Annotated in this window: 6 protein-coding genes and 1 pseudogene; 3 read left to right on the forward strand and 4 right to left on the reverse strand. The window is 72.6% G+C overall.

Features of this window, described 5'->3' with window-relative positions; translation table 11 throughout:
- The 3 genes and pseudogenes from ACI3KX_RS21790 to ACI3KX_RS21800 all read left to right on the forward strand — a co-directional run.
- Window positions 1-190, forward strand: a pseudogene (locus tag ACI3KX_RS21790) (metal-dependent hydrolase); the annotation flags it as partial.
- A complete protein-coding gene (locus tag ACI3KX_RS21795) occupies window positions 190-882 on the forward strand; it encodes a uracil-DNA glycosylase (RefSeq protein WP_404911059.1) in 693 nt (230 codons plus the stop codon). The pseudogene ACI3KX_RS21790 and the gene ACI3KX_RS21795, both read left to right, overlap by 1 nt.
- Before the next feature lie 34 nt (window positions 883-916).
- Complete coding sequence (locus ACI3KX_RS21800; protein WP_363357823.1) at window positions 917-1,528, forward strand: N-acetyltransferase family protein; 612 nt, start codon at window positions 917-919, stop codon at window positions 1,526-1,528.
- Between the two features lie 3 nt (window positions 1,529-1,531).
- Here ACI3KX_RS21800 and ACI3KX_RS21805 read toward each other — a convergent pair whose 3' ends face one another.
- From ACI3KX_RS21805 to ACI3KX_RS21820, 4 genes are all read right to left on the reverse strand, one after another.
- A complete protein-coding gene (locus tag ACI3KX_RS21805) occupies window positions 1,532-2,074 on the reverse strand; it encodes a hypothetical protein (RefSeq protein ID WP_404911060.1) in 543 nt (180 codons plus the stop codon).
- On the reverse strand, window positions 2,052-3,122 hold the full coding sequence (locus ACI3KX_RS21810; RefSeq protein ID WP_363357821.1) for a M4 family metallopeptidase: 1,071 nt from the start codon (window positions 3,120-3,122) through the stop codon (window positions 2,052-2,054). The genes ACI3KX_RS21805 and ACI3KX_RS21810 overlap by 23 nt, the downstream gene beginning before the upstream one ends.
- A gap of 100 nt (window positions 3,123-3,222) precedes the next feature.
- Window positions 3,223-4,020 (reverse strand): ATP-binding cassette domain-containing protein, encoded by a 798-nt coding sequence (locus tag ACI3KX_RS21815; protein WP_363357820.1) that lies wholly within the window; start codon window positions 4,018-4,020, stop codon window positions 3,223-3,225.
- Window positions 4,017-4,805 carry an ABC transporter ATP-binding protein gene (locus ACI3KX_RS21820; protein ID WP_363357819.1) on the reverse strand — a complete coding sequence of 263 codons (789 nt, stop codon included), beginning with the start codon at window positions 4,803-4,805 and terminating at the stop codon, window positions 4,017-4,019. The genes ACI3KX_RS21815 and ACI3KX_RS21820 overlap by 4 nt, the downstream gene beginning before the upstream one ends.
- Between the last annotated feature and the right edge of the window lie 39 nt (window positions 4,806-4,844).

A 4,844-nucleotide genomic window follows, 5' to 3' on the forward strand; every position in this document is an offset into this window, starting at 1 on the left:
TGCCCTGGCCGACCGCCGCACGTGGGTGTGCGAGCTGCCCGGCGTCTCTGCGCGCATCCCCTGCGGCGGCACCCACGTCACCTCGCTCCACGAGCTCTCGGCGGCGACGGTCTCGTTCGCGGCGACGACGGTCGAGGGCGGCGTCGAGCTCGTCATGACGACGACGGCGACGAGGGCCGAGGCGCCGTGATGCCACTGACGCTGCCTGAGCTCGCCGACGGGGGCCTCATCGACCCCGACTGGTCGACGGCACTCGCTCCGGTGGCGCCCGACATCGCCGCGCTGGGCGACCGGCTCCGGGCCGAGGTCGCCGAGGGCCGCCACTACCTGCCAGCCGGGGACCGCGTGCTGCGCGCGTTCCAGCGCCCGCTGCCCGAGGTGAAGGTGCTCATCGTCGGGCAGGACCCGTACCCGACGCCGGGGCATCCGATCGGACTGTCGTTCGCCGTCGACGCGCACGTCCGGCCGCTGCCGCGGAGCCTCGCCAACATCTACCAGGAGCTCGAGGCCGATCTCGGCATCCCGCGCGCCCCGCACGGCGACCTGTCCGCGTGGAGCGACCAGGGCGTCATGCTGCTCAACCGCGTGCTGACCGTCGCGCCCGGGGCTCCGGCATCCCATCGAGGCTGGGGGTGGGAGAAGGTGACCGAGCACGCCATCCGCACCCTCGTCGCCCGCGACCAGCCGCTCGTCGCGATCCTCTGGGGGCGGGATGCCGCGAACCTGCGGCCGCTGCTCGGAGCGACGCCCATCATCGAGTCGCCCCATCCGTCGCCCCTGTCGGCCAGCCGGGGCTTCTTCGGATCGCGGCCGTTCTCGCGCGCCAACGAACTGCTCGCGCAGCAGGGCGCGACCCCCGTCGACTGGCGGCTGCCCGCTTAGGGCGCCCCGCACACCGGACATCGAGGAGGACCTCATGCTCGAGGAGGAATACGAGAAGGATCGGCGTCGCCTGCCTCGGCATCTGCAGCGTCAGCCCGAGCCCGAGCGTCCCTTCTCTTTCACCATCCGGCCCGTCGAGGACCGCGACATGCCCGACATCCGCGAGATCTACAACTACTACGTCACCAACTCCGTGGTGACCTTCGACGAAGACACCTGGTCTGTCGGAAAGTGGCGCAAGAAGCGCGACGGCCTGGCCAAGCAGGGCCTTCCGTTCCTCGTCGCCGAGTCGCCGTCGGGGCAGATCCTCGGGTACGCGCTGGTGCAGCCGATGTCGAGCAAGTCGGCGTACCGGTACTCGGTCGAGAACTCGATCTACCTCGGGCAGGCGGCGACCGGGAAGGGCCTGGGCAAGGCGCTGCTCGAGGCGCTCATCGAGGCGAGTGAAGCGGTCGGCATCCGCCAGATGGTCGCCGTGATCAGCGACAAGGGCGCGGAGGGCTCGATCGCCCTGCACGAGAAGCTCGGCTTCGTCGAGGTCGGCCGCATGGGCCGCGTGGGATTCAAGTTCGGGCGGTGGCTCGGGACCATCTACATGCAGAAGGCCCTCACCCCGGTGAAGAAGAAGGGCATCTTCACCCGCTGAGCGTCACCGGCCCGGCCGCTCGGGCCCCGTGGACGCGCCGCTGCGACTCCACTCGCGCACGGCGTCGACGAGTTCGCGCCAGGCGCCGACGACCTCGTCGTCGTACAGCTCCGCCTCGCGCGGATCCGTCCCCGACCAGCTCGCCCGGATGAACCACACGAAGCTGTCGGGCATCGGACTGCGGGGTTCGGCAGGCGCCGCCTGCGCGCCGTGGGGGACCGGCACCCCGATCCGCTGCGCGACAGCTTCGTCCGGGGCGTCCGGGGCGTCCGGGCGGATCCGCTCCGCGACGGCGGTGTCCGGGGCGTCGGCGGCGGTGTCCGCATCGTCCGGAACGTCCGCTCCGGTGGCGTCGGCTGGCGGATGCGCCTCGTTCCACGGGCAGCGGTCGATCAGCGAGATCCACTCGGGCGCCTCGGTCTCGGGCGGCTGGGCCGACCAGCGGCGGGTGATGCCGGCGATACCGCCGGTGCGCGCGACGTCGACCTCGACCGCGGGCCGCGGCTCGGTCGATCCGGTCGTCTCAGGCGTCGGGTTCTGGGTCATCCGGGATCACGCCGACGCCCGTCCACCCGGCGCGGACGGCATCGACCTCCTCCGACTTCTCACCGTACTCCGCAGCCGCCGCGGCGAGGGTGGCGCGGGCGAACGTCGTGAAGTCCGCCGTCGACGGCACCGTTCCCGAGGTGAGCGTGCGGTACCAGATGAGACCCGCCTTCTCCCAGGCGTGGCCGCCCAGCGCAGTCGCGACGAGGTAGAACGCGTGGTTCGGGATGCCGGAGTTGATGTGCACGCCGCCGTTGTCGTCGCGGGTGTCGACGTAGTCGCGCATGTGCGCCGGCTGCGGGTCCTTCCCGAGCACGTCGTCGTCGTACGCGGTGCCGGGAGCGGCGAGGGACCGCAGCGCGCGCCCCTGCACGGCATCCGTGAAGATGCCCTCGCCGATGAGCCAGCTCGCCTCGTCGGCCGTCTGCCCGTTGCGGTGCTGCTCGGCGAGCGCGCCGAACACGTCGGCGATGGACTCGTTGAGCGCACCCGACTGCCCGCGGTAGAGGAGCCCGCCCTCGTCCTCGACCACGCCGTGCGCGAGTTCGTGTGCGATGACGCTGAGAGACCCGGTGAAGCCGCGGAACACCTCGCCGTCGCCGTCGCCGAAAACCATGCGCTCGCCGTTCCAGAACGCGTTGTCGTAGTCGCGGCCGTAGTGGACCGTCGCCAGCAGCGAGCTGCCCGAGCCGTCGATGCTGTCGCGGGCGAACGCGTCCCACCAGAAGTCGTAGGTCGCCCCGAGCCCGTCGAACGCCTCGTCGACGGCGGAGTCGCCGGTGGCGGGGTCGTCCTCGCCGCGCACGCGCACGCCGGGCAGGACCTCGCGCTGCCGGGCGTCGGAGATCTCGCGGTCGGGAGCCGGCGTGGCCTCGGCGACGAGGGTGCCGGGCTCCTGGATCGACAGTCGCAGCCGCGACCTCACCGGGCGATACTCGCGCGGCGCGGCGAGCGTCGAGCGGGCCGCCTCGGCGGCGCGCGCCCAGCCCTCTTCCTGCACGGCGGCGATACGGGCGAGCAGGTACGGCGGAACGATTCCGGGGGCCATGATCCGAACCTATCGGCGGCCGCCGACGCCGGCGCCCGCCCCGCCGACCCGGGCTGGACGCATCACGAGGCGTCGGCGTCGATGGTCCTGCCCGGACGCATCACGAGGCGTCGGCGTCGATGACGGGGATGGACGCCAGCAGCCGCCGCGTGTACGCCACCTGGGGCTGCAGCAGCACCTTCTCGGTAGGCCCTTCCTCGACGATGCGGCCGTCCTTCATGACGACGACCTCGTCGCACAGGTTCTGCACCACGCCGATGTCGTGAGAGACGAGCAGCAGCGTGAGCCCGTCACGGACGCGCAGCTCGCCCAGCAGCTCGAGGATCTGGGCGCGGACGGTGACGTCGAGCGCCGAGAGCGGCTCGTCGCCGACGAGCAGGCGCGGGCGATGCACGATCGCGCGGGCCAGGGCGATGCGCTGCCGCTGCCCGCCCGAGAACTCGTGAGGGAACCGGTCGGCCATCCCGGCCTCGAGTCCGACGTCGTCGAGCACCTCGCGCACGCGCGCCCGGCGGTCGCCGTCGATCCCGAGCGCCCACAGCGGCTCCCCGACGATGCGGCCCACGCTCATGCGGGGGTCGAGCGACGCGTAGGGGTCCTGGAAGACGATCCCGGTCTGCCGGCGCAGCCAGTGCAGGGACCGCGCCGATGCGCGGGCGTCGACGGGGCGTCCGTCGAACTCGACGGTGCCGGCAGAGGGCCTGTCGAGGGCCAGCAGCAGCCGCACGAGGGTCGACTTGCCCGAGCCCGATTCGCCGATGAGGCCGACCGACGAGCCCTCGCGCACGTCGATGTCGGCATCCTCGAGTCCGGTCGTGAAGCTGCGCGGCTCGAACAGGCGCGTCTTCGGGGTGGGGTACCGGCGCCCGAGGCCCCGACCGCGGATCAGCACGCTCACTCGGCACCTCCCGGCCGCCACAGCGTGGCGGTCGCGTCGCGGAGCAGCTCCTGGGTGACGGCGGACGCCGGTGCGGAGAGCAGCTGCGCCACCGGCGCCTGCTCGACCACGCGCCCGTGCTCGAGCACCACGCCGTGCGTGGCGATCTGCGACAGCACCGCGAGGTCGTGGGTGATGAAGACGAGCGACATGCCGTCGTCGCGCGCGAGCGACAGCAGGAGGTCGAGGATCTCGGCCTGGATGGTGACGTCCAGCGCCGTCGTCGGCTCGTCGGCGATGAGCAGCCGCGGGCGGCAGGCGAGAGCCATCGCGATGGCCACGCGCTGCCGCTGGCCGCCCGACAGCTGGTGCGGATAGCGGGCTACGATGCGGTCGGGGTCGGGGAGGGCGACACGGGACGCCTCCGCGACGGCGCGGGCCGCGGCATCCCGCTTCGACAGCCCCTCGTGGATGCGGATCGACTCGGCGATCTGCCTGCCGACGGTGCGGATGGGGTTGAGGGCGGTCCGCGGTTCCTGGAACACGATGCCGATCTCGTCGCCCCGGAGTTGAGCGAGCTCGCCGTCGGCGAGGCCGAGGATCTCGTGGCCGTTCCAGCGCACGCTGCCCCCGGCGGTCGCGCCGTCGGGCAGGAGCCCCAGGATGGCGAGGGCGGTCAGGGACTTGCCCGACCCCGACTCGCCGATCAGGCCGACGCGGGCGCCGTCGGCAACGGCGAACGAGACGCCGTCGACGACGCGGCGGCCGCCGATCTCGATGGTGAGGTCGTCCACCTCGAGGCTCATGACACCACCTCGGGGATGTGCAGGCTCACGGTGCCACCC

This window comes from Microbacterium sp. ZW CA_36, assembly GCF_044987475.1.
Classification (GTDB): Bacteria; Actinomycetota; Actinomycetes; order Actinomycetales; family Microbacteriaceae; genus Microbacterium.

What these genes read in the sequence shown, in the direction of transcription:
- ACI3KX_RS21795 (WP_404911059.1), top strand. Translation starts at nt 190, where the DNA reads ATGCCACTGACGCTGCCTGAGCTCGCCGACGGGGGCCTCATCGACCCC.
- ACI3KX_RS21800 (WP_363357823.1), top strand. Translation starts at nt 917, where the DNA reads ATGCTCGAGGAGGAATACGAGAAGGATCGGCGTCGCCTGCCTCGGCAT.
- ACI3KX_RS21805 (WP_404911060.1), bottom strand. Translation starts at nt 2,074, where the DNA reads ATGACCCAGAACCCGACGCCTGAGACGACCGGATCGACCGAGCCGCGG.
- ACI3KX_RS21810 (WP_363357821.1), bottom strand. Translation starts at nt 3,122, where the DNA reads ATGGCCCCCGGAATCGTTCCGCCGTACCTGCTCGCCCGTATCGCCGCC.
- ACI3KX_RS21820 (WP_363357819.1), bottom strand. Translation starts at nt 4,805, where the DNA reads ATGAGCCTCGAGGTGGACGACCTCACCATCGAGATCGGCGGCCGCCGC.